This window comes from Streptomyces ossamyceticus (assembly GCF_001418475.1).
Lineage (GTDB): Bacteria > Actinomycetota > Actinomycetes > Streptomycetales > Streptomycetaceae > Streptomyces > Streptomyces ossamyceticus.
The window spans coordinates 213-1,773 of the sequence record NZ_LIQX01000937.1 but is presented as its reverse complement, the minus strand read 5'-3'; the positions used below and the strand labels follow the sequence as shown (position 1 = coordinate 1,773).

General features: G+C 74.8%; 2 protein-coding genes. One reads left to right on the top strand and one right to left on the bottom strand.

All coding sequences use genetic code 11. The features are described from left to right. Positions 1-35: 35 nt before the first annotated feature. On the top strand, positions 36-1,004 hold the full coding sequence (locus AOK15_RS40735; protein WP_055524249.1) for an acyl-CoA dehydrogenase family protein: 969 nt from the start codon (positions 36-38) through the stop codon (positions 1,002-1,004). Between the two features lie 43 nt (positions 1,005-1,047). On the opposite strand, the gene AOK15_RS40730 is transcribed toward AOK15_RS40735, so the two are convergent. Further along, positions 1,048-1,561: VWA domain-containing protein (locus tag AOK15_RS40730; RefSeq protein WP_063799124.1), on the bottom strand; the 514-nt coding region annotated here is incomplete at its 5' end.

The following is a 1,561-nucleotide window of genomic DNA, read 5'->3' as shown; positions in this document are numbered from 1 at the left end:
CCGCTCCCGCTCCCGCTCCCGAAGGAGTCCCGCTGATGCGTTTCCTCCTCGACGCCGAGCAGCGGGCGTTCGCCGCGTCGCTGGACGCGATGCTGACGGCCGCGGACACCCCGGCGGTCGTGCGGGCCTGGGCCCGTGGGGAGCGCGCGGCGGGGCGGGCGCTGTGGGCGCGGGTCGCGCGGGCCGGCGTGTTCGCGCTGGCGGCGCCGGAGGCGTACGAGGGGGTGGGCCTCCTGCCCGTCGAACTCACGGTGGCCTTCGTGGAGTTGGGGCGGCACGCCGTACCGGGCCCGCTCGTGGAGACGGTGGCGGCCACGGTGCTCCTCGCCGGGCTGGACGACCCGGGCCCGGCGAAGCGGCTGCTCCCGGCGCTGGTGTCGGGGGAGGCGATGGCCACGGTCACGCCGCCGGGGTCGCCGTACGCGCTGGACGGGGACGCGGCGACCGCCCGTCTGTCCCTGAGCGGGCCCGAGCTGCGGCTGTCACCCGGGCATGGCCCGGTCCGCCCGTCCCTGGACCCGGCCCGTCGCCCGACGTCCCTCTCCCCCGGCGGTGAACTCCTCGCCGCCGATCCGCCCGTCGCCCGAGCGGTCCTGTGGGCGCGGCTCGCGGTCGCCGCGCAGGCCCTCGGCGTCGGTCTCGCCCTCCTGGACAGGACGGTGGCGTACGTCGCGCAGCGCACCCAGTTCGGGGTGCCCGTCGGCTCGTTCCAGGCGGTGAAGCACCGGCTGGCCGACGCGAAGGTGGCCCTGGAGTTCGCGCGCCCGCTGGTGTTCGGCGCGGCGGTCACCCTGGACCCGGCGGATGTGGCCGCCGCCAAGGTCATGGCCTGCGAGGCGGCGTACCGGGCCGCCCGCACGGCGCTCCAGTCGCACGGCGCGATCGGCTACACCGCGGAGTACGACCTGTCGCTGTGGCTGACGAAGGCCCGGGCGCTGCGCTCGGCGTGGGGGTCGCCGGACGAGTGCCGGGAGACGGTGCTCAGTGGTGGTCGCCGCCGGTGAGCCGCCGGTGCGGTGGTCGCCGCAGATCCTCCGCCGGGGCCGGTTACGCGACGATCCCCTGTGCCCGCGCCGCCACCAGCCACTTCGGGAACTCGCCCAACAGCCGGTCGTACAGCTCCCCGTCGGACAGGGCACCGGGATCCGAACCGGCGTGGAAGAAACCGGCGTTGTCGACGACCCGCTTGCCGGGCACGGCCAGTTCGTCGAGCCTGCGCAGGAAGTCGAACTGCCGGCTGTCCGGGTCCCCGAAGCCGATGAACTGCCAGAACAGCGGCAGCCGGGCTGCCTTGCACACATACCGTTCGGCGGCGAGCTTGCTGGTGGGCCCGCCGTCCGTCTGGAAGACCACCAGGGCGGGATCCTCGGCACCGCAGTCGAGGTAGTGGTCGATGACCGCGTCCATGGCCAGGTGGTAGTCGGTCCTCCCCATGTGTCCGAGCCCGGACACGATCCGCTGGATCCGGCCGTGGTGGTCGGCGAGCCCGATCTCCGTGACGGCGTCGACGCCGGTGGAGAAGAAGACGACCGGCACGATCCCGTCGTCGTCGAGCTGCGCG

Coding starts and splice junctions, on each gene's coding strand:
- AOK15_RS40735 (WP_055524249.1), top strand. CDS start 36: ATGCGTTTCCTCCTCGACGCCGAGCAGCGGGCGTTCGCCGCGTCGCTG.